This window comes from Rhizobium sp. 3T7, assembly GCF_020166565.1.
Lineage (GTDB): Bacteria > Pseudomonadota > Alphaproteobacteria > Rhizobiales > Rhizobiaceae > Rhizobium.
The window spans coordinates 60515-79917 of record NZ_JAIQXS010000017.1; the positions used below are offsets into that span (position 1 = coordinate 60515).

Below are 19403 nucleotides of genomic sequence, written 5' to 3' on the forward strand. Positions count from 1 at the left end.
CGCAGTCGTCGTCGCCTATTGCGCGGTGGCCGCGATAGGCGCAGCTCTTTTGCTGACGCGAATTGAACACGAAGCGATCGAAACCCGCGAGAAGCAGATTCCTCTCATCCTCGCCCAGACACGCAACGCAGTTAAGATCGAAAGAATGTCTTCCCTCGTAAGGGCGGTCTTTCTCACCAACGATCGGCGTCTCGAGCGGCAACTTCAGCTTCAGATACAGGCCCTGGCTCAAGGTTTTGGTTTCGACGGCTCGCCACTCCTGATCGACGGCTCAAAGAAAGTTGCCGGTCTTGCCAAGTCGATCGTCTCCGCTCATCAGCAGCGTCGCGATCAAGCGGCGGAACGGGCCGGCGCTCAGCAGGAGTCTAGCCAATCGCCTGCCGACCTCTCGGCCTACGAGGAGGCCATGCGGATCATCGAGAAGATGGCCAAGGAGACAAGTGACAACTCCGCTTTCGTTGCCGACGACATAGCGGCGGGAATACAAGAGCGCGCAGTAGAAGTCCGTTACCTGGTAATCATCTTCCTCACTATCCCGGCAATCCTTGTGGCGCTGCTGCTCGCTCTTGCCCGCAGGCATTTGACCGCCCCGATTGTCGCCGCCATCGTGAACCTCGATCGGATCGAGAAGGACCAAGTCTTAAAGGCCGCAACGGACCGGCCAAAACTCAAGGAGCTCGCGCTCATTGGCGATGCAGTGATTTCTTATGGAAGCACCGCGTCTGAACTGCGGCGAACCAACCTCGTGTTGCAAGTGCTGGCTGAAAAGGATCCGCTAACAGGCCTCGCGAACCGACGGATGTTCGAGAAATTTCTAGCGGCGTCGATCCTCAGGTCAACGTCGGAGACAGGAACCGCGATCTTGCTCATCGACATTGATCACTTCAAGGCCATCAACGATCGATTCGGACATCCGACCGGAGACCGTTGTCTCAAATCGCTGTCAGACCTACTGGCCAACATTCCGGATCTATCCAACCCGCTCGCGGCAAGGTTTGGTGGCGAAGAATTCGTGGTTGTCTACGATGCTCCCTGCGCCGATCATGCGGCAGAATACGCCCGCTTCCTCTGCAAGAAAATCGCGCAACTTGAAACCACGGGCATTGACGGAAACACAATTCGTTTCACAGGCAGCGTGGGTGTCTCATTCACAACCTCCAGTGCGGACGATCCTTCGGACCTTCTGGAGAAAGCGGATCGCGCGCTCTATGCGGCAAAAAGGTCCGGACGAGATTGCGCTGTTGCTTATAGTGAGCTGCCAAATGACACGACCGCGCGCCAATCGCATCTGAGGTCATAGAACAATCGCCTTTGCCGCGCCGGCGAAAGCTTCCGGCGGCAATCGTCTCCAAACATCCCACAGCGCCGAACGGCTCGGGAGCGTGCGCGTATTGGATCGGCCGGCCGTGCTGCCCTATCCGTGTCAGCACCACTTAGCGGTTGCCCGGCAAGCACAGCCCGAAACGTCGAGGATGACTGACCTTGCCCCCTTGCGCAAAGACCGCTTGCTCAATGATCTCGTCGGGTTCGTTGGCATCTTGCTCAGCGCATCATCGTCAGCGCCGCCGTGAAGAAGTCCTCGCCTCCGAAGTTTCCCGATTTCAGCGCCAAAAGCATATCGCCCTGGGCATTGCCGATCGTGCGCAAGACCGGCACGCCAGGCGCGATCTCCGGGCCGATCAGAAATGCCGGAATGGCGAGCCTGTCGACGGCGGCGCCCGAGGTTTCGCCGCCGGCGACGACCAGGCGCCGCACGCCTCTTGCCACCAGTTCGGCGGCGATGATCGAGGTTGCGGTTTCGATCGCGTGGCCCGAGGCGTCGCGTCCGTATTGCGCTTGCAGCCGGGAAACGGTTTCCGGCGCGGCACTCGCGGCGACGACAACCGGACCGGCGGAGATGCGGTCTCCAGCCCACGAAATCGCTGCGGCAATCTCATCTGGACCGGCAAGCAGCCGCTCCGGGTCGAGCCGCAGAACCGGCATCGATCGTTCGGCGACCTCAAGCTGCCGGAGCGTCGCTCTGGAGCAACTGCCGGCGACGATCGCCGAAAGCCCGCCGACGGGGCGAATGGCGTCCGCCGTTGTATCACCGCCGGCTAAGGCCCGACCTGAGCGCACGAGTGCGCGGGCAAGGCCAAGCCCGAGGCCCGACGCGCCGGTCGACACCGGCGTTTCCAGCGCGATCTCGCCGAGCGTCTCGAGATCGCGTTCGAAGACCGCATCGGCTATCGCCGACCTGACACCTGCCTCACGCAAGGCCTCGAGCCGGGCTCTGACCATAGCCGGTCCCGCCGCAATTGACGGCAGGTCGACAAGCCCGATTGATCCGCGCGACTGCCTGGCCATCACGCGCACGAGATTGGCGTCGTGCATCGGATTGAGGGGGTGGTCCTTGAGCGGGCTTTCGTTCAGTGGCTGTCCGCCGACGAAGAGATGGCCGAGATAGACAGTGCGGCCCGTTTCCGGAAAGGCGGGCGTCACCAGCACCACGCCACCGCCCGCGGCATCGCTTAGCGCCTCGGTGACCGGACCGATATTGCCGGCATCGGTGGAATCGAACGTCGAGCAGATCTTGTAGAGCACATGGGTCGAGCCGCGCCCGCGCAGCCATCGTTGCGCCTTAGTCGCGGCCGCTACCGCGTCCGAGGCAGGCACCGAGCGGATCTTCAGGGAAACAACGACCGCGTCGACGTCCGGCAGCGCCAGCGACGGATCGGGGATGCCGACCGTCTGCACCGTGCGCAGGCCGTTTTTCGTCAGCGTGTTGGCAAGGTCGGACGCGCCCGTATAGTCGTCCGCGATCGATCCGAGCAATATAGCCATCGTCTAGCTCCGTGCAAAAGGTCTGAACCAGCCAAGACCGTCCAGTGTGTGGCCGCGCGGGATGTACTCGCAGCCAATGAAACCGTCATAGCCAAGGCGGTCGATTTCGCCGAACAGATAGGGATAGTTGAGCTCCTCCCCGTCCGGCTCGTTGCGTGACGGCACGCTGGCAATCTGGATATGGCCGGTGAAAGGCATGAGGCGACGCAAGGCCATGACCACGTCGCCATGGATGATCTGGCGGTGATAGATGTCAAACTGGAGCTTCAGGTTCGGCAGGCCAAGGTCGGTGATCAGCCGCTCGGCGGCGCCGAAGTCATTGAGGAAATATCCCGGCATGTTTCGCCCATTGATCGGTTCAAGCAGGAGGTCGATGCCCTCCTCCGCAAGCCGCAAGGCAGCGTAGGCGACCGAGCGCCGGTAAGATGAGGCGGCGTCCTCGTCATGGGGGTCGGCAAGACCGGCCATCAGATGCAACCGCTTCACGCCCGTCGCTGCCGCATAGTCGAGCGCCCGCTCCACATCCGACTTCAATGCTTCCAAGCGTCCTGGAAGGGCCGCGATACCCCGCTCGCCGGCGGCCCAGTCGCCCGGCGGCAGATTGAACAAGGCCTGTTGCAGATTGTTGCGGGCAAGCCGTTCGGCGATCGCCTCCGGCGGGGCTTCATAGGGAAAGAGATATTCGACGGCGCAAAAGCCGGCATCGGCCGCAGCGTCGAAGCGGTCGAGGAAGGGCCATTCGTTGAACATCATCGTCAGGTTGGCGGCGAAAACCGGCATGGTGAAGTTCCCTTTACAGGCTTTGTAGCTCTTTGGCCGCACCGGGCAATTGAGCGCCCGAAAGCTTAGCGTAGAGGCGCGCGAGCGAGGAATCGTCGTCACGGCCCATGCCGGCACCCGCGGCGGCCAGATACATCTGCAGGGCTGCGGCCGCCAGCGGCACCGGATAGCGCTCCGAGCGGGCCATGTCCTGGACGATGCCGAGGTCCTTGACGAAAATCTCGATGCTGCTTAGCGGCGTATAGTCTCCGGCCAGCACATGCGGCACGCGGTTTTCGAACATCCAGGAATTGCCGGCCGAAGCCGTGATCACCTCGTAGACCTTGTCAAGATCGAGGCCCTGCCTGGCGGCGAAGGTTATCGCTTCGCAGGCCGCCGCGATATGCACGCCGGCGAGAAGCTGGTTGATCATCTTGAAGGCAGCACCCGTTCCGGCCGCGTCGCCGAGTTCGTAGACCTTGCCGGCCATGGCGTCGAGACCCGGGCGGGCCGCGTCGAACGCCTGCATGGAGCCGGATGCCATGATCGTCAGGGCACCGCTCGCCGCCTTGGCGGCACCACCTGAAATCGGCGCATCGAGATAATTGAGCCCGAGCGCCTCCGTGCGTTGCGACAGGTCGCGGGCGACGGCCGGATCCATGGTCGCCGAGGAGATGAAGACGGCACCGGGCTTCATCGTCTTCGCCACGCCTTCGGGGCCGAACAGGACGGCCTCGGTCTGCGCGCCGTTGACGACGACCGAAACAACGATATCGGCACCCTTTGCCGCGCCGGCGGGCGTGGCCGCGCCGCGGCCACCCTCGGCGACGAAGCGATCCACCGCCGCAGGCGTGATGTCGTAGCCGACGACGTCGAGACCTGCGCGTTTCATCGATCGGGCCATTCCAAGCCCCATGGAACCCAGACCTATGACGGCCGCGACAACGGCGGGGCCGGGGTTTTCAGCAAGCGGTGACATGACGATGTTCTCCAGTCTTGTAAGGGAAAGGCTGCCCCTCCGGATGCGGCCACCCGGAGGGTCGATGTCTAGCGATTGACGGTTTTTGCAGGCACCGCCAGCACGGCCAGCGAACCGATGATCAGCGCTGCCGCCAGCAAATACATGCCAGCGCTGTTGCTGCCGGTGAGGTCCTTCAGATAGCCGACCAGAAACGGCCCGAGGAACCCGGCGAGATTGCCGACCGAGTTGATCCAGGCAATACCGGCCGCAGCCCCCGTACCGGCGAGAAAGGCGGTCGGAAGCGACCAGAAGAGTGGGGCGCAGCTGATGGCGCCAGCAGCGGCCAGCGAGAGGCAGACGATTGCGACCGTCGTGCTTGTCGCCGAAGTCGCCGCGACAAAGCCACCGGCAGCGATGAGCGCGGGAATGACGAGGTGCCACCGGCGTTCGCGCAGCCGGTCGGCGGAGCGACCGAGCGAAAGCATGGCGACGAAGGTGCAGATATAGGGGATCGCAGAGATCAGTCCGATGTTCAGGTTTCCGGTGACGCCCGAGGCCTTGACGATGGTCGGCATCCAGAAATTCAGGCCGTATTGCCCGAGCACGAAGCAGAAATAGATCAGGCACATCAGCCAGACGCGGCGGTCCGTCAGGGTTCCGGCAATGCTGTGCGGGCTTGCGACCTTGGCCTTGTTCTCCGCCTCGATATTCGTCGTCAGCACCTGCTTTTCCTCATCGCTCAGCCATCTCGCGTCACCGATCTTATCATCAAGGTAGAAGAACGTGGCGACGCCGAAAAGGATGGCTGGAATGGCCTCGATGAGGAACATCCACTGCCAGCCGGAAAGGCCGTGCGTGCCGTGGAAACTGTCCATCAAGAGACCCGAAAGGGGATTGCCGAAAATGGCGGATATCGGGATCGCTGACATGAACGTCGTGATGATCCTGGCGCGGCGATGGGCCGGATACCAGGCGGTCAGATAAAGAATGATGCCGGGGAAAAATCCGGCTTCCGCAACGCCCAGCAGGAAGCGCAGGACATAGAAGGCGGTTTCCGACGAGGTGAACATGAAGGCGGCGGAAATGATGCCCCAGGTCACCATGATGCGGGCGATCCACACCCGCGCGCCGACCTTGTTCATGATGATGTTGCTCGGCACTTCGAACAGAAAATAGCCGATGAAGAAAATGCCTGCGCCGACGCCGTATGCGGCTTCCGACAGGCCGAGCTCGCTCGACATCTGCAGCTTGGCGAAACCGACATTGACGCGGTCGAGATAAGCGACCACGTAGCACAGCATCAAAAAGGGCACGATGCGCCAGAATACCTTGCCATAGGCACGGTCTTCCACCGCCTGTGGAGCGTACACGCCATCGACTGGCGCTTGCGTTTGCAGCGTCATGATTTTCTCCTCCAATTGTTGCCGCGGTCTCAGTCGGTCCTCCCGCGGCACGCCAAGCCGCTTTTGGCAGCGCTGCCATTTTTATTAATCGATTTTGGCAGCGCTGCCAATGCAAAATTGGTAGCGCTGCCAAAAAAATCTTGCTTCTTGGCGGCAGCGGTGAAAAATGGGTACCGATGCATCACCGCGCGGGCATGCCCGCTGACGAGGACGTCGTCGCAGAGCTGGGTTCAAAAGTGACCATGGAATTCAAACATCAGGCGACGGTGACGCTCGCCGAGGTCGCCGAAGCGGCCGGTGTCGGCGAGAGCACGGTGTCGCGCGTGCTGCGCAACCACGGCTCGTTTTCCGCCAAGACGCGGGACCGGGTGATGGCTGCGGTCGAGCGGCTCGGCTATGTGCCGAACCGGATTGCCGGAACGCTGGCTTCGACCGGTTCGCGTCTTGTCGCCTTCGTCATTCCCTCATTGTCCAACATCGTCTTTCCTGATGTGCTGCGAGGCGCCAGCGCCGTCCTGGAGGAAAACCGGTATCAGGCAGTTTTCTCCGTCACTGATTATGATCCCGAGAAGGAGGAAGCGCTCGCCGCCGCGATGCTCGCCTGGCGGCCGGCTGCGGTCATGCTGGCGGGATACGAGCACACCGAGGGCACGGTAAGGATGCTGCGCGCGAGCGGTTGCCGGATCGTGGAGCTGCTCGATGTGGACGGCGATGCTCTCGACATGGCGGTCGGTTTTTCCAACCGCGCGGCCGGACGCGACAGTGCCGCCTTCCTGCTCAAGCGGGGCTATCGCCGGATCGGCTATGTCGGTCACGACCTGACCCGCGATACCCGCGCCGGCAAGCGGTTTTCCGGCTTTTGCGAAACGCTCGGCGCGGATGACGCGCCGCTTGCCGACCGCGAAATCCTCGCTGGGGCATCATCCGTGGAGAACGGCAGGCTGGGGCTGGAGCGGTTGCTCGCCCGCACGCCCGGTCTCCAAGCAGTCTATTTCTCGAATGATGACATGGCGCTGGGCGGTTATTTTCACTGCCTGGCGCGGGGGATTTCGATCCCCTCGCAGCTTGCCATTTTCGGCTACAACGGCCTCGATATCGGCCGGGCGACGCCGCAGCCGCTGTCGACCATCCGCACGCCGCGCGTGGCGACGGGACAAATGGCAGCGCAGCTCGTCGTCGAAAACGCGCCACCCCAGGTCGTCGATCTCGGTTTCGAGCTGATCGAAGGGGCAACCGCCTGATTAAGGAGGAACTGTCATGTCCGACGCGCGCCTGCGTGAGGAAATCTGCCGCTACGGCCGCTCGCTGTTCGAGCGCGGGCTGACGCCCGGTTCGTCCGGCAATATTTCGTTGCGGCTTGAGGATGGCGGCTGGCTCGTCACGCCAACAAACGCCTCGCTCGGCTTCCTCGATCCGGCCAGCATCTCAAGGCTGGATGCCGAAGGCCGGCATCTGGCCGGCGACAAGCCGACCAAGGAAATTCCGCTTCACACAGCACTCTACGATACGCGCGGCAGCGCCCGCGCCATCGTCCATCTTCACTCCACCCACGCGGTGGCGCTGACCATGCTGCCGGAGATCGATCCGCGCGCCGCCCTGCCGCCGATGACCCCCTACTATCTCATGCGCGCCGGCGAGACGGCGCTCATCCCTTACTATCGTCCCGGCGATCCGGCGGTGGCCGACGCAATCCGCGGGCTGGCGGGCAAATATTCGTCGGTGCTTCTGGCCAATCACGGACCGGTCGTCGCCGGCGACAGCCTGGAGGCGGCGGTGTTCGCGACCGAGGAGCTGGAGGAGACGGCGAAGCTCTATCTGTTGCTGCGCAATCTCAACCCCCGCTACCTCAGCCCGGCGGAAGTGGCCGATCTTGCCAAGACCTTCGGCCTCGACCTGCCGTCGCATCACGACCACGACCACGATTGAATACGTGATCGTACTTGAGGCTGTTCATTCCTTCACCGCCCCGGTCATGGACGAGACGTAATAGTCGACGAAGAAGGAATAGAGGATTACCACCGGCAGCGAGCCGAACAGCGCACCCGCCATCAACGCCCCCCACTCGAACACGTCGCCGCGGACCAGTTCCGTCAGCACACCGACGGGCACGGTCTTGTTTTCCGAAGACTGGATGAAAGTCAGCGCATAGATGAACTCGTTCCAGGACAGCGTGAACGCAAAGATGCCCGCCGATATCAGTCCGGGGACAGCAAGCGGCAGGATGATCTTGATCAGAATCTGCCAGCGCGTCGCGCCATCCACCAGCGCGCTCTCCTCGAGCTCGAACGGGATCGACCTGAAATAGCCCATCAGCAACCACGTGCAGAAGGGAATGAGGAAGGTCGGATAGGTGAAGATCAGCGCCAACTTGGAATCGTAGATGCCGAACTTGAAGACGATGAAGGCGAGCGGAATGAAAAGGATCGAGGGCGGCACGAGGTAGGCGAGAAAGATCATCAGCCCCACCGGCCGCGAGCCCGAATACCGCACCCGCTCGATTGCGTAGGCCGCAAAGACCGAAGCTGCGAGCGACAGAAACGTCGCGCAGGTCGCAACCAGCATCGTGTTCCACAGCCAGCCCGGATAGGAGGTCTCAAACAGCAGGTACTTGATATGATCGAGCGTCGGGCCGACCACCCAGAAGGGGCTGTAGTTCGTATAGTCGGTCAGCTGCGAATTCGGCTTTATCGCCGTGATCGCCATCCAGTAGAACGGAAAGAGCAGCACGAAGACGAACACCGCCATCGGCAGATAGACCATCACGATCCGGCGCGGCAGGCGGTTGAGATAGCTCATTCCTTGTACGTCATCTGTCAAAACGGCGTCTGCGGATTTAACGGTCGTGGCCATTGTCATTCTCCCCAATCAATCCTGGCCGCCCTGCTGCCATTTGCGGCGTTGCAGGCCGAAGAAGCTGAACATGATAGCGGCAAGCAGGAAGGGGATCATCGCTACGGCGATCGCCGCCCCCTCGCCCAACTGTCCGCCGGGAATGCCGCGCTGGAAGGACAGCGTCGCCATCAGATGCGTCGCATTCACCGGCCCGCCCTTGGTGAGAACGTAGATGAGCTGGAAGTCGGTAAAGGTGAACAGCACCGAGAAGGTCATGACGACGGCAATGATCGGCGTCAGCATCGGCAGCGTGACGTAGCGGAAGCGCTGCCAGCTTGTCGCCCCGTCCAGCGATGCCGCCTCCTGCAGTGAAGCGGGAATGGTCTGCAAGCCGGCGAGCAGCGAAATGGCGACGAAGGGAATGCCGCGCCAGACATTGGCTGCGATCACCGAGGCCCGGGCATTCGTCGGATCGCCGAGGAAGTTGATCGGGCTGTCGATCACGCCGAGGCGCATCAGCGACCAGGAAATGATCGAGAACTGCGCATCGTAGATCCACCAGAAGGCCAGCGCCGAAAGCACGGTCGGAACGACCCAGGGCAAGAGCACGATCGCCCGGAAGAAGGATTTGAATGGCAGGTTCTCGTTCAACAAAAGCGCCAGCCAGAGCCCGAGGATGAATTTCAGGATCGACGCGACGATCGTGTAGAGAAGCGTGTTGAAGACCGCGAGCCAGAAGACCGAGTCCTCGGCAAGGAAGATGTAATTTTCGAGGCCGATGAACACTCCGTCACGGCCGATGCGCGTGTCGGTGAAGCCGAGCCAGACGCCAAGACCAAGCGGATAGGTCAGGAAGCAGACAAGGAAGACGGCGGCCGGCAGCATGAAGAGGAAGCCGATCATATTCCTGTTCTGCATGAGCGAAGCCATCGCCGACGGCGGCTTCCTGGACGATACTGTGGGCATCGGACATCTCCCGTATGACGAATTTGGGAATGGGGACCGGCGGCAGCATTTCCGCCGATACCCTATCTGGGCGGCCTTGCGGTTGCCGCAGGCTCAGACCCGGTAATAGCGGTTTGCTCGGCGCTCAGCCTCGACAATCGCCTCTTCCGGCGTCTTCTGCCCCGTGACGGCGGTCGCGAACATGTCGACCAGCACATAGTCGGCCATCACACCGGCGGAGGCATAGCCGAGCGGCCCGGCATAGCCGTTGGGACGCAGCGTTTCGGAAGCGCGCGCATAGGGCGCGTGGATCGGGTCGGACGTCCAGACAGGATTGCTGGCGAAGGCCTTGAGCGGCTGGCAGCAATAGGCGCTGGAGCCCGTGATCCAGGCATTCATCTGGTCGGCCTCCATCATGAACTTGATGTAAGCCTTGGCCGCTTCCGGATATTTCGTGTGGTTGAACAAAAGCAGCGAACTCGTCTGATGCAGTTCGACGCTCTGGCCGACCGGGCCGACCGGGAAGTTGGTGGTGCGGATATCGGCCGCAAGTTCCGCCGTCGCCGGGTCCTTCTTCGCCGCATAGTAGAGCGAGACGCCGTTGGCCGTCAGCGACACCTGGCCTGCGAGGAAGGCGCGGTTGTTGTTGATGTCGAGCCAGCTCTCGGTGCCTGGAATGAAGGTCTCGTACAGCGCCTTGGCATAGTTGATCGCCTTCAGCGTCTCGGGGCTGTTGATGACAACCTTGCCGCCTTCATCGACCATCTTGCCGCCATGGCTCCAGAGCAGCCAATGGGCATAGTTGTTGCCGTCGCCGACGGCCTTGCCGTGCGGGAACCCGGCGGGCGTTCCCTTGGCCTTCATGGCCTTGCAGAGTTCGAGGAAACCATCAGTATCCTTCGGAAACTCGCTGAAGCCGGCCGCCTTCATGTGGCTGTCACGGTAGCACACGGCGTTGCCGATGGCCGTCAGCGGCATGGCGATGAACTTGTCGTCGCGCGTCGCATAGCCTTTCACGCCATCGTACCATCCGCCATATTTGCCGCCGAGATAGTTGGCGAGCTCGGTCAGATCGACAAGTTTGTCCGGGTATTGGTGGGCGTCGTCAAACCAGCACATCACCAGATCCGGCCCGGACCCGACATTCGCGGCGACCGCGGCCTTCGGGCGAATATCCTCCCAGCTTTCCTTGTCGATGCGGACCGCAACCCCGGTCGCTTCCGTGAATTTTGCGGTATTGGCAAGCCATGCCTCCTCATCGCCCTTGACGAAGGGTGTCCAGCGCAACAGCCTCAGGCTTGCACCTTCCTCCGGCTTGTAGGCCGGTTCCGCCGCTTGCGCGAAAGACGGACGGATGCCGAAAGGCGAAAGACCGGCCATGCCCGCGATTGCGGCGGATGCGGTAAGAAAATCACGTCTCTTGAAAGTCATCATGCTCCTCCTTCGTGGCACGGGACATATCCGTACCGGCACCCGCCGTCCCGTTTGGCGAATGCGGCGGCAATGGCTTCCGGCACGGCCGGAAACGCCGGCCCCGAAACCGGATGCGCCAGGGCTCCTCTTCCCTCGCACAGCCGCAAGCGGGGCAGTATCAGTCGGTCAGCCGCGCTCCGGTTTCGGCATCGAACAGGTGAACGTGATTGGCATCGATCGACAGGTGGATTGCCTCTCCCGGCCGCACGTTCACGCGTTCGCGGAAAATGCAGGTGACGTCCGTTCCGCCGAAGCGCACGATCATCTGCGTTTCGTAGCCGGTGGGCTCGATAACCGCGACACTGGCGGCAAACCCGTTCGGGTCGAGCGACATATATTCCGGCCGCAGACCGTAAATGAGATCGCGCCCCCTTCCCGCTAACGGCGGCCGCGCGACGGGCAGCGACATCCCATCGGTTGCGATAAAGCTGTTCGGATTTTGCGGATCGAGCCTGCCCTTGATCATGTTCATCGCCGGCGAGCCGATAAAACCGGCGACGAAAAGATTGGCGGGGCTGTCATAGAGCTCAAGCGGGGAACCGATCTGCTCGACAATGCCGTCATGCATGACGACGATCTTGTCAGCCATCGTCATCGCCTCGATCTGGTCATGCGTGACGTAGACGGTCGTCGTCTTCAGCCGCTGGTGCAGCTCCTTGATCTCGGCGCGCATGGCCACGCGCAGTTTCGCATCAAGGTTCGACAGCGGTTCGTCGAAGAGAAACACTTGCGGATCGCGCACGATCGCCCTGCCCATGGCCACGCGCTGGCGCTGGCCGCCGGAGAGCTGGCGCGGATAGCGATCAAGCAGCTTTGAAAGCCCCAAAATTCCCGCCGCGGTGCCGACGCGCTTGTCGATCTCGGATTTCGGCGAGCCGTTCAGCATGAGCGAGAAGGCCATATTGTTTGCGACCGTCATATGCGGGTAAAGCGCATAGTTCTGGAACACCATGGCGATATCCCGATCCTTGGGCGGCAGGGTGTTGACGACCTTGTCGCCGATGCGGATCTCGCCTGCCGAAATGTTTTCAAGCCCGGCCAGCATTCGCAGAAGCGTCGATTTCCCGCAGCCCGAGGGGCCGACGAGGATGACGAATTCGCCATCCTCGATTTCGATGTTCACGCCCTTGATGACGGGAAAGGCTCCGAATGATTTTCTGACATCGACGAAGTCAACGCCTGCCATATGCTTTCCTCCCTGTGAATTTCATCTGAAATCGGCGGATTGTCCGGCGGCCTCCTCATGCCGCTCTTGGACCCCGTCCGGTTCCCTTTCGACTGCCATTACCCTCGCCCCACCAGCGGCATCTTCGTCGCCATCACCGTCATCGTCAGCACATTCGCCTCCAGCGGCAGGCTTGCCATGTAGACAACCGCCTCGGCGACATGCGCGACCGGGATCGTCGGCTCACTGGCGGTCTCGCCATTCGCCTGCAACACCCCGGAATTCATCTTCGACGTCATGTCGGTCGCAGCATTGCCGATATCGATCTGGCCGCAGGCGATGTCATATTTGCGCCCGTCGAGCGCGATCGACTTGGTCAACCCCGTGATCGCATGCTTGGTTGCCGTGTAAGGTGCCGAGTTCGGCCGCGGCGTCTGGGCCGAAATCGAGCCGTTGTTGATGATCCGCCCGCCGCGCGGCGCCTGCGCCTTCATCAGCCGGAATGCCTGCTGCGTGCAGAGAAAGGCACCCGTGAGGTTTACGGCGACAATACCGCTCCATTGCTCGAAAGTCACATCCTCCAGTTCCACTGGCGGCACGGTGGAACCGGCATTGTTGACCAGGAGGTCGAGCCGGCCGAACTGCGTGCGGATCGCTTCGAAAAGACGCGCGACCGCAGCCGGGTCGCCGATATCTGCAACGATCGCCCGCACGGTTCCTCCCGTTTGCGCCGCTATGGTGCCAGCGGCTTTGTCGAGCACGTCGGCGCGCCGGCCGGTGATGACCACGGTATAACCCTCCGTGCTCAAGGCCTCGGCGACGCCGCGTCCAACGCCCGTACCACCGCCCGTTACCAATGCGATCTTGCCTTCGCCGGATTTCAAAGCGCGAACCATCTCAAACATGTCCTGCGAGTTCGTCTTCGATATGGATCCTGATGATCTCATCGAAGTTGGTTTCGGCTCTGAAGCCCAGTTCGCAAGCACGCCGCGCGTCGAAATCGGTCGCCCAGCCTGAAACAATCGAGCCGATAACCGGGTCGGGCTCACGGCGGATGAGCTTGACGGCCTTCTCCCCAGCCACACGCCGAAGCGCCTCGATCTCTTCACCAACGAGGGCGGAAAGGCCAGGCATGGTCAGATTGCGTCTCGGGCCGACCGCGGACGTATCCATTCGTGCGGCATGAATGAAGAAACCGACCGCCGAACGCGGGCTTGCAAACCAGTGGCGCACGTTCTCGTCCACCGGCAACACCGCCTCCTGACCTGCCAGCGGCTCCCGCAGAATATTGGAAAAGAAGCCGGATGCCGCTTTGTTGGGTTTGCCGGGGCGGATGCAGATCGTCGGCAGGCGGATGCCGACGCCATCGAAAATGCCGCGCCTCGAATAGTCGGCGAGAAGCAGTTCGCAGATCGCCTTTTGCGTGCCGTAGCTCGTCAGTGGCGTGGTAAAGAACTCGTCGCCGATCTTTTCCGGGAAAGGCTTTCCGAAAACGGCAATCGACGAGGCGAAGATGACGCGCGGGACATAGGGCTCCCGCAAACCCTCATGGCGGATCGCCTCGAAGAGAGCCCGCGTTCCGTCAAGATTGACCTTGTAGCCCTTGTCGAAATCAGCCTCGGCCTCACCGGAAACGATCGCGGCAAGATGGAAGATCACGCCGGGCCGCAAAGCGACGAGTTTCTCAGCCGCACCGTGACTTGAAAGATCGAGCGCAAGTGTCGTTGCAGCGGCCGACAGCGCCTGCGGCACCGGCGGTTGGATGACATCGACCAGTGTCAGCTTGGAAATATCGTAGCCAAGCACGCCTGCCTCCGCGGCGAACTTTTCCACCAACTTTCGGCCAACCATCCCGGCCGCTCCAATCACCATGACATGCATACGCGGTGAACCTCCCTACCTGCTGCCGGCCAAGCCGGATCACGCTTTCGTCCTGCTCTTGCTCTTTTCCCGCTTCGGCTGCCCATTTGCGCCAAGCAGTTCCTTCGTCGTGTCGTAGATCCGGGTGAGATGCTGTCGAAACGCGCCAACCACCGCGTCCCGGTCGCGCCGCTCCAGTGCCTCCACGATCTCGGTGTGGTCGTCATAGCTGGCAGCTATGGCGCCCGGCCGTGACATCGCGCTGCGCCGATGGTCCATCATGTAGGTGTAGAGATCGGTGACGAAATCGCAGAGCAGCGGGTTTCCGCAAGCCCGATAGATTCCGATATGGAATTCGCGGTCGCAGATCAGGAAGCGCATGGCGTCATCGCCACACAACTTTTGCGCTTCGAGCAGGCTTTTGAGCTTGTCCAGCGTCTCTCCATCAATCCGATCGGCAGCATCGCCGACGACCTTCAGCTCGATATGCAGCCGGGCCGCATGAACATCGTCGAGATCGTAGCTGTCGATGGCGTTGGGCGATGCGATGGTAACGGTGAGATGGCTGAGATCGACATTGCAGACCCGCGTGCGGCTGCCCTGAGACACCTCGACGATGCCACGCGCAGAAAGCGTCTGGATGGCACCGCGCACAGTCTCGCGGCTGACATGAAGCACATTGGCGAGTTCCCGTTCACCCGGCAAGACGTCGCCGGGACGCAGCATGTTGGTGGCGATTAGCACCATCAGCTTGTCGGCGATGAGGTCACGAGCCGTGCGCCGGTCGAGACTTTGTCCGACCTTCGGCATCTGCGTGAGTATCGGGCTGCCGTTCATCGCCGTCATCACCTCTAACTGACCCACTGGTTGGTCCAGCAGATCAGTTGTCATGGAGCCGCGAAAATCATGTCCAGTCAAGAGAGGTTCGTCGCTGCACTGCATCAAAAATCGGCTCTGCAACGGCGCCGTTGCTCATCTTGTGCTTCGGCATGTGGGCCAGAAGCTCCGGCGCGGCCGGAACCTTCTTCGCGCCGCCAGTTAATCTCCTGCAGCGCATCCAGGTCCGCATGAGACCTAGCGGCGCGGAGCCAGCGCCGGGCTTTTGCTTGTCTCGTCGTGGTAAAAAGGAAACCCGCCGGCCTTCGCGCCGACGCGGCATGCTGCGCTCCTTAAACGCGGCCAACCCATTCGGCTATTGATCACCACGAGATGGAACCCCATCTGCGCTTCGCACCGATATCAACCCTCGTGATCCCAAATGCCTATCTTTGAAAATACTGCACGAATAAACTGTGCAGACGCTTCTGGACGCTGCCTCGTTATTATCGAACAACGAAAATTTCCGTCATCCCCGCCAGACGGGAAACCGCGGGCACCTGTCGTCGATTATATGACGGAAGACGGCCAAGTTGCGAATAAGATCGACGACGAGAACTTTCTCCTGCTCCTAACCGACGAAGTCTTCCATCGAACGTGAAGGTGCCGCAAGCGTTACCTTGTGGTACGCCCTTGGATGGTGACTGCAGCGCGGCCCGTCCCAGGGTCCAGCTCAGGCAAACCGCTGTATAGCTTCGCAAGGTGCGGTCAGCTGATAGGTTGTCGTCGCCTCATTCCCCTCCCACGAGGCGAGCAGCAGCGCCGGTGTTCCTCCCTTCACCGGGTTAGCGGACATCGAATCCGCGTTGACCGCCCCGGCTAAACCCGAGGCGGTCTTTTTTCATTCCGATGTCTGCGCTTGACAGCACAAGAAAAAGCCGCCGCCCGAACGCGAGCGACGGCCGCATTGATGGGTGAACCGTTTTGGATCGTCGCTGGAGTCGCAATCGTTGCGACTCTTCTCCCTACCTGCGAGCGCTACCGGCTAGAAATCAAAATACAGGGTCACGCCCGACCGCCGCTGATAGCCGTAGTAGTCAGGATAGCCGCCGTAGTACCGAGGATAGCCATAGTACCTCGGATAACCGCGGTACCCGTAGTGGCGAGGGTAACAGTTGCCGTAGTAACGGCAGGAACGGTAGGCGTACCGCCGGTTCCAATAGCGATCCGAACGCCAATGACCATGGTGCCGGTTTTTGACCTGCACGACATCGCCGGTCTGCGCTTGCTCGGGTATCGGCACGAACATCGGCGCGGCGTTTAGCGGTAGGGCGAAAAATGCCGCCAGGCCCATTGCTGTGAGAGCGGATAAGAGCTTTTTCATCATCGACTCCTCCTCGCTAACTACATAGAGCCATCAAGCCTGAACCGCCCATGAACGTTGCGTGTACAGAGACTTACGCTTTTCGCGGACTGGTTGTGGCGCGGGCGATCGGCCGCGTACAGAGTAAACCTGCCGGCGCGCTGCTTGTGTGGGCGCAGGTGGTGACCGCGCCCGCCATTGGTGACCTTGAAGAAAAAGACCGCATTTTTCGGCGGGCAAGCGCGCATTTCGCGCCCTAAACGTTCCTGCGATCAAGTCGAATAGTTCGTCGCGCTTGATGGTCGTAAAGGTCAGCCAGTCCATCGAGCCGCGTCCCGAGTTGCTGGATCCCAAGTGACACCAAGTCGCAACCGGGTCAGTAGCTGCACGACCGCTCATTGCTCGGTCTGAACCCGCCGGCACAGGCCGGATTCACGGAAGTCCTCGGTTGGTATTGATAATCAGGCGGGTTCGGATTTCGTGGTGTCGTCGTACAAGCTGAAATGATCGCGGTCAGACAAATGATCATTCCAACTGCCGCAAATGCGTGAAATCTGCTCATATGGAATCTCCCCGCCGCGATGATTTGCGTCCTTGACGCGAAAATGCCGCACCATCAAGCGGATGCGAGGGCTATCACGAACACTTGACCGCCCTCGCCTGCCTCACCTAGCCGCGGCCCACCAATCCGCATGCGTTCCGACACCACCGGACAGTTGCGCTCTCGGCGCTCCCCGCCGGCGGCATTGTTTTCAGCAGATGTTTGGCAATGCCTCGGCGGAAATGACCCGACGCTACCGGCGTCCAAGGGATCCCTTCCCACTCAACCTGACGAAGGCCGCAGGGTTAAGACTTCGGAACGCGGGGGTAAGTTCTCCCACGCAGTTTGATTAACAAGCTCTTACCAATCAATGAACGCCCAAGAACTGCTTCAGCTCCGGCGTCTTCGGAGCGGCAAACAACTCTTCCGGTGGACCGATCTCATGAACCTTGCCCTCATGCATGAAAACGACGCGCGAGCAGACGTCACGCGCGAATTTCATTTCATGCGTCACCATAAGCAGGGTCATGCCCTCGGCGGCAAGTTCGCGCACGACAGCCAGCACTTCGGCAACGAGTTCCGGGTCGAGCGCCGAGGTGATCTCGTCGCAAAGCAGTGCGATCGGCTGCATGGCAAGCGCCCGGGCGATGGCGACGCGCTGCTGCTGGCCGCCTGAAAGCTGGTCGGGATAGGCATCGAACTTATGGCCAAGGCCGACGCGGTCCAACATCTTGCGAGCGACCGCTTCAGCATCCGCCTTCGGCGTCTTCTTGACGACGGTTTGAGACAGCATGACGTTGGCGCCGGCTGAAAGGTGCGGGAAGAGATTGAACTGCTGGAAGATCATGCCGACCTTCAGGCGCAACGCCTTCAAGTGCACCTCGTCGTCCAGAAGCTGGGCGCCGGCCACCGAGATCGAGCCTTGAGTGATGGTCTCAAGGCCGTTGATGCAGCGAAGCAGGGTCGATTTTCCCGAACCGCTCTTGCCGATGATGGCGATGACTTCGCCGGGCTCCACGTCCAGGTTGATGCCCTTCAACACCTCGTTCGTGCCGTAGCTCTTGCGGACTTCAGTGATTTCGATGAGCGACATTGAGCTTCCTTTCGAGGATCTGGCTGCTCTTCGACAGAGGCCAGCAAAGCGCGAAATAGATGAGGGCGACGAATCCGTAGACGGTGAAGGGCTGGAAGGTGGCGTTGGTGACGACGGTGCCTGCCTTGGACAATTCGACGAAGCCGATGATCGAGGTCAGCGCCGTTCCCTTGACGACCTGGACGGAGAAGCCGACCGTCGGCGGCACGGCGACCTTCAACGCCTGTGGCAGGATGACGTAGCGCATCTGCTGGAGCCAGCCCATGCCGAGGCTGGCGGAGGCTTCCCATTGGCCTTTCGCGACGGATTCGACGCAGCCGCGCCAGATTTCGGCGAGGAAGGCAGCAGTCCAGAAGATCAGAGCCAGACCGGCGGCAAGCCATGCCGGCACGTCAACGCCGAAAAGGCCAAGGCCAAAGAAGGCGATGAAGAGCTGCATCAGGAGCGGCGTGCCCTGGAAAAGCTCGATGTAGTATTTCGCAAAGGCCCTGAGTGATTTCCGCTTGCTGATGCGCAGGAAGAGCAGCATCAGCCCGACCGCGCCGCCGCCGATAAACGAGACGAGCGAGAGGAGAATGGTCCAGCGCGTGGCAAGCAGCAGGTTGCGCAGGATGTCCCAGACGGTGAACTCGATCATCGCGTAAGCCTCCTCGGGAAGATGAACCCGCCAACGACCGAAAGCACCTGCCTAAGCAGGATCGCCAGCGCCAGATAGATGGCGGTCGAGACGATGTAGGCCTCGAAGGCCCGGAAGGTGCGCGACTGGATGAAGTTGGCGGCGAAGGTCAGGTCTTCGGCGGCGATCTGCGACACGACGGAGGAGCCGAGCATGACGATCACCACCTGCGAGGAGAGTGCCGGCCAGATACGCTGGAGCGACGGCACGAGAACGACGTGACGGAAGGTTTCGAACGGCGTCATGGCAAGGCTCGCGCCCGCTTCGAACTGTCCCTTCGGCGTCGCCTGGATGCCGGCGCGGATGATCTCGCAGCTATAGGCGCCGAGATTGACGATCATGGCGATGTTGGCGGCCGTCAGTTCGTTAAGCTGCAGGCCAAGCGACGGCAGGCCGAAGAAGATGAAGAAAAGCTGGATCAGGAACGGCGTATTGCGGATCAGCTCGACATAGGCGGCGATCACGGGTTTCAGCCAGGCAGGTCCAAGCGCGCGCACCCAGGCGCAGAAGGTGCCGAGTGAAATGCCGAGCACACCGCCGATCGCGATAAGCTCGATGGTGATCAGTACTCCCTTGACGATCTGCGGGTAATACTGAAGCAGCCATCCAAATTCGAAATGGTAGCTCACGAAATTCTCCCTCTCTGATACCGGCGGTGACGTGGGTCATCCCGCGTCGAGCGCGCGGGATGAC

The 19403-nt window shown here is 61.3% G+C and carries 18 protein-coding genes; 3 read left to right on the forward strand and 15 right to left on the reverse strand.

Features of this window, described 5'->3' with window-relative positions; genetic code table 11:
* The first annotated feature begins 406 nt into the window (after positions 1–406).
* A complete protein-coding gene (locus tag K9B32_RS21310; protein ID WP_224565749.1) occupies positions 407–1300 on the forward strand; it encodes a GGDEF domain-containing protein in 894 nt (297 codons plus the stop codon).
* Positions 1301–1542: 242 nt separating this feature from the next.
* On the opposite strand, the gene otnK is transcribed toward K9B32_RS21310, so the two are convergent.
* The 4 genes from otnK to K9B32_RS21330 form a co-directional block, all read right to left on the reverse strand.
* A complete protein-coding gene (gene otnK / locus K9B32_RS21315) occupies positions 1543–2823 on the reverse strand; it encodes a 3-oxo-tetronate kinase (protein WP_224565751.1) in 1281 nt (426 codons plus the stop codon).
* Between the two features lie 3 nt (positions 2824–2826).
* Positions 2827–3603, reverse strand: coding sequence for a 2-oxo-tetronate isomerase (otnI, locus tag K9B32_RS21320; protein ID WP_224565753.1), 777 nt, complete (start codon positions 3601–3603; stop codon positions 2827–2829).
* A gap of 13 nt (positions 3604–3616) precedes the next feature.
* Complete coding sequence (ltnD, locus tag K9B32_RS21325) at positions 3617–4561, reverse strand: L-threonate dehydrogenase (RefSeq protein ID WP_224565755.1); 945 nt, start codon at positions 4559–4561, stop codon at positions 3617–3619.
* Between the two features lie 68 nt (positions 4562–4629).
* Positions 4630–5946, reverse strand: coding sequence for an MFS transporter (locus tag K9B32_RS21330; protein WP_224565757.1), 1317 nt, complete (start codon positions 5944–5946; stop codon positions 4630–4632).
* Positions 5947–6188: 242 nt separating this feature from the next.
* On the opposite strand from K9B32_RS21330, the gene K9B32_RS21335 reads away from it, so the two are divergent.
* Together K9B32_RS21335 and K9B32_RS21340 are read left to right on the forward strand one after the other, a co-directional pair.
* Positions 6189–7187, forward strand: a complete 999-nt coding sequence (locus K9B32_RS21335) for a LacI family DNA-binding transcriptional regulator (RefSeq protein WP_224565759.1) — start codon at positions 6189–6191, stop codon at positions 7185–7187.
* Between the two features lie 16 nt (positions 7188–7203).
* Positions 7204–7872: an aldolase gene (locus K9B32_RS21340; protein ID WP_224565761.1), complete on the forward strand. Its 669-nt coding sequence runs from the start codon at positions 7204–7206 to the stop codon at positions 7870–7872.
* Between the two features lie 24 nt (positions 7873–7896).
* On the opposite strand, the gene K9B32_RS21345 is transcribed toward K9B32_RS21340, so the two are convergent.
* From K9B32_RS21345 to K9B32_RS21400, 11 genes are all read right to left on the reverse strand, one after another.
* Positions 7897–8796 carry a carbohydrate ABC transporter permease gene (locus K9B32_RS21345; RefSeq protein ID WP_224565763.1) on the reverse strand — a complete coding sequence of 300 codons (900 nt, stop codon included), beginning with the start codon at positions 8794–8796 and terminating at the stop codon, positions 7897–7899.
* Between the two features lie 15 nt (positions 8797–8811).
* Positions 8812–9744, reverse strand: coding sequence for a carbohydrate ABC transporter permease (locus K9B32_RS21350; RefSeq protein ID WP_224565765.1), 933 nt, complete (start codon positions 9742–9744; stop codon positions 8812–8814).
* A gap of 93 nt (positions 9745–9837) precedes the next feature.
* A complete protein-coding gene (locus tag K9B32_RS21355) occupies positions 9838–11154 on the reverse strand; it encodes an ABC transporter substrate-binding protein (protein WP_224565767.1) in 1317 nt (438 codons plus the stop codon).
* A gap of 160 nt (positions 11155–11314) precedes the next feature.
* Positions 11315–12382: an ABC transporter ATP-binding protein gene (locus tag K9B32_RS21360; RefSeq protein WP_224565769.1), complete on the reverse strand. Its 1068-nt coding sequence runs from the start codon at positions 12380–12382 to the stop codon at positions 11315–11317.
* Positions 12383–12480: 98 nt separating this feature from the next.
* The gene (locus K9B32_RS21365) at positions 12481–13257 is read right to left on the reverse strand and encodes an SDR family oxidoreductase (protein WP_224565771.1); all 777 of its coding nucleotides are present in this window, start codon (positions 13255–13257) and stop codon (positions 12481–12483) included.
* Position 13258: 1 nt separating this feature from the next.
* Positions 13259–14242 carry a D-erythronate dehydrogenase gene (gene denD / locus K9B32_RS21370; RefSeq protein WP_224565773.1) on the reverse strand — a complete coding sequence of 328 codons (984 nt, stop codon included), beginning with the start codon at positions 14240–14242 and terminating at the stop codon, positions 13259–13261.
* Between the two features lie 39 nt (positions 14243–14281).
* On the reverse strand, positions 14282–15058 hold the full coding sequence (locus K9B32_RS21375; RefSeq protein WP_224565850.1) for a FadR/GntR family transcriptional regulator: 777 nt from the start codon (positions 15056–15058) through the stop codon (positions 14282–14284).
* 1024 nt (positions 15059–16082) lie between these two features.
* Complete coding sequence (locus tag K9B32_RS21380; RefSeq protein WP_224565852.1) at positions 16083–16421, reverse strand: hypothetical protein; 339 nt, start codon at positions 16419–16421, stop codon at positions 16083–16085.
* Positions 16422–17308: 887 nt separating this feature from the next.
* Complete coding sequence (locus tag K9B32_RS21390; protein ID WP_224565777.1) at positions 17309–18034, reverse strand: amino acid ABC transporter ATP-binding protein; 726 nt, start codon at positions 18032–18034, stop codon at positions 17309–17311.
* Positions 18012–18671: an amino acid ABC transporter permease gene (locus K9B32_RS21395; RefSeq protein ID WP_224565779.1), complete on the reverse strand. Its 660-nt coding sequence runs from the start codon at positions 18669–18671 to the stop codon at positions 18012–18014. Before K9B32_RS21395 ends, K9B32_RS21390 begins: the two co-directional genes overlap by 23 nt.
* Positions 18668–19339: an amino acid ABC transporter permease gene (locus K9B32_RS21400; protein ID WP_224565781.1), complete on the reverse strand. Its 672-nt coding sequence runs from the start codon at positions 19337–19339 to the stop codon at positions 18668–18670. Before K9B32_RS21400 ends, K9B32_RS21395 begins: the two co-directional genes overlap by 4 nt.
* Positions 19340–19403 lie beyond the last annotated feature (64 nt).

What these genes read in the sequence shown, in the direction of transcription:
- K9B32_RS21310 (WP_224565749.1), top strand. Translation starts at nt 407, where the DNA reads ATGCGGATCATCGAGAAGATGGCCAAGGAGACAAGTGACAACTCCGCT.
- otnK (WP_224565751.1), bottom strand. Translation starts at nt 2,823, where the DNA reads ATGGCTATATTGCTCGGATCGATCGCGGACGACTATACGGGCGCGTCC.
- otnI (WP_224565753.1), bottom strand. Translation starts at nt 3,603, where the DNA reads ATGCCGGTTTTCGCCGCCAACCTGACGATGATGTTCAACGAATGGCCC.
- ltnD (WP_224565755.1), bottom strand. Translation starts at nt 4,561, where the DNA reads ATGTCACCGCTTGCTGAAAACCCCGGCCCCGCCGTTGTCGCGGCCGTC.
- K9B32_RS21330 (WP_224565757.1), bottom strand. Translation starts at nt 5,946, where the DNA reads ATGACGCTGCAAACGCAAGCGCCAGTCGATGGCGTGTACGCTCCACAG.
- K9B32_RS21335 (WP_224565759.1), top strand. Translation starts at nt 6,189, where the DNA reads ATGGAATTCAAACATCAGGCGACGGTGACGCTCGCCGAGGTCGCCGAA.
- K9B32_RS21340 (WP_224565761.1), top strand. Translation starts at nt 7,204, where the DNA reads ATGTCCGACGCGCGCCTGCGTGAGGAAATCTGCCGCTACGGCCGCTCG.
- K9B32_RS21345 (WP_224565763.1), bottom strand. Translation starts at nt 8,796, where the DNA reads ATGGCCACGACCGTTAAATCCGCAGACGCCGTTTTGACAGATGACGTA.
- K9B32_RS21350 (WP_224565765.1), bottom strand. Translation starts at nt 9,744, where the DNA reads ATGCCCACAGTATCGTCCAGGAAGCCGCCGTCGGCGATGGCTTCGCTC.
- K9B32_RS21355 (WP_224565767.1), bottom strand. Translation starts at nt 11,154, where the DNA reads ATGACTTTCAAGAGACGTGATTTTCTTACCGCATCCGCCGCAATCGCG.
- K9B32_RS21360 (WP_224565769.1), bottom strand. Translation starts at nt 12,382, where the DNA reads ATGGCAGGCGTTGACTTCGTCGATGTCAGAAAATCATTCGGAGCCTTT.
- K9B32_RS21365 (WP_224565771.1), bottom strand. Translation starts at nt 13,257, where the DNA reads ATGGTTCGCGCTTTGAAATCCGGCGAAGGCAAGATCGCATTGGTAACG.
- denD (WP_224565773.1), bottom strand. Translation starts at nt 14,242, where the DNA reads ATGCATGTCATGGTGATTGGAGCGGCCGGGATGGTTGGCCGAAAGTTG.
- K9B32_RS21375 (WP_224565850.1), bottom strand. Translation starts at nt 15,058, where the DNA reads ATGAACGGCAGCCCGATACTCACGCAGATGCCGAAGGTCGGACAAAGT.
- K9B32_RS21380 (WP_224565852.1), bottom strand. Translation starts at nt 16,421, where the DNA reads ATGAAAAAGCTCTTATCCGCTCTCACAGCAATGGGCCTGGCGGCATTT.
- K9B32_RS21390 (WP_224565777.1), bottom strand. Translation starts at nt 18,034, where the DNA reads ATGTCGCTCATCGAAATCACTGAAGTCCGCAAGAGCTACGGCACGAAC.
- K9B32_RS21395 (WP_224565779.1), bottom strand. Translation starts at nt 18,671, where the DNA reads ATGATCGAGTTCACCGTCTGGGACATCCTGCGCAACCTGCTGCTTGCC.